The organism is Bartonella sp. CE47NXGY (assembly GCF_042195415.1).
Lineage (GTDB): Bacteria > Pseudomonadota > Alphaproteobacteria > Rhizobiales > Rhizobiaceae > Bartonella.
Genome location: NZ_JBHIOI010000153.1, coordinates 1 through 1,210 on the forward strand (window position 1 = coordinate 1; position 1,210 = coordinate 1,210).

Sequence of the window (1,210 nt, forward strand, 5' to 3'; positions counted from 1 at the left end):
AAACGAATGGCTGCAAAAATGCTTTCTTGGATTTGTTGAACATACTCATCGGCTATGTCATCAATCTCATCTTGAATGACCGACACTAAGTGCGAAAGTGTTCTCTTATGACGATAAACATCTCGCTTTACAGGTATCGGTCCTCCGGTCTTAACCCGAATATAATGACGTGTCATCAAAATACCTTTCAGTAAAAATTATTACTATTGATATTATATATTTTGTGTATTATAGTACTCAAATGGTGTTCATCCATAAAACGATAGAATTTGATACTTGGCTTAAGAAACTTAAAGATAAAAGCGTTAAGGCTATTATTCTTCAACGTATTGTCCGCTTAAAACAGGGTCTTTTCGGTGATGTTAAATTCTTTAATGGCATAGGTGAATTACGTATCCATTATGGTGCTGGTTACCGAATTTATTTTACAAAAAAAGGTTCTGATTTTATCCTTTTGTTATGTGGTGGAGATAAATCAACGCAGAAAAAAGATATTGAACAAGCATTAAAGTTAAAAGAGGAGTACAGTGATGAAAATAACCCCATTTAAACCAGAAGAATATCTTGAAGACATTGAAGTACAACAAGCATTTCTTAATGAAGCCTTTAAAACCGGTGATGCCTCTCATATAGCGGATGCCCTTGGTATTGTTGCTAGAGCACAAAATATGCGTGCCTTAGCAAAAGAAACCAATCGAGAACGCAGTGGATTATACCGCTCTTTAAGCAAAACAGGTGACCCTAAACTTTCTACCTTAGTCGCTGTCTTATCTGCCCTTAATTTACAACTCTCGGTACAATCTGTTAATTCATAAACTGAGGGGAAGCTAATAGATCTCTCCCCTCAATTTTAGTGATTGGTTACGAATTCAACGACTATACTTGCTTGACCAGCTTGTACTGTCTTATCAGCTTTAGCATAGAGAGTAAGTTCTTCATCATAAGGGACAAATTCCTTCTGATTAGTGGGCTTAACCTCTTTTACTGCCTGTTGTTTGATTTCCGCTTCACCAAACTCAGTCCCTCCAGCAGTGCACCCTATTTTGACCTTTGTGTCCGAAAATGCTGTCTTAACAAACACTTTAATCGAAGTAATCAAAGCACCACGAGGTAGCGTGCCTATTCTCATAGCGTTTTCTTTATCTTCATAGCTAAAATTAAGCCGCAAAAAGCTTACCTGCTGGGTATGAAGATTTCTCCCTTGCAAGGG

At 37.4% G+C, this 1,210-nt stretch carries 3 protein-coding genes; 2 read left to right on the forward strand and 1 reads right to left on the reverse strand.

The genetic code is table 11. The features are described from left to right. The first annotated feature begins 241 nt into the window (after positions 1–241). Complete coding sequence (locus ACFIL3_RS10300; RefSeq protein ID WP_375649232.1) at positions 242–550, forward strand: type II toxin-antitoxin system RelE/ParE family toxin; 309 nt, start codon at positions 242–244, stop codon at positions 548–550. Next, entirely contained in the window at positions 531–815 is a 285-nt protein-coding gene (locus ACFIL3_RS10305) for an addiction module antidote protein (RefSeq protein ID WP_375682234.1), read from the forward strand. The genes ACFIL3_RS10300 and ACFIL3_RS10305 overlap by 20 nt, the downstream gene beginning before the upstream one ends. A 35-nt stretch (positions 816–850) precedes the next feature. On the opposite strand, the gene ACFIL3_RS10310 is transcribed toward ACFIL3_RS10305, so the two are convergent. Continuing rightward, on the reverse strand, positions 851–1,210 hold a 360-nt coding region (locus ACFIL3_RS10310; protein WP_375682235.1), incomplete at its 5' end, for a hypothetical protein.

Excerpts from the sequence above, each read along its gene's own strand:
- ACFIL3_RS10305 (WP_375682234.1), top strand. The coding sequence starts at position 531 with ATGAAAATAACCCCATTTAAACCAGAAGAATATCTTGAAGACATTGAA.
- ACFIL3_RS10300 (WP_375649232.1), top strand. The coding sequence starts at position 242 with ATGGTGTTCATCCATAAAACGATAGAATTTGATACTTGGCTTAAGAAA.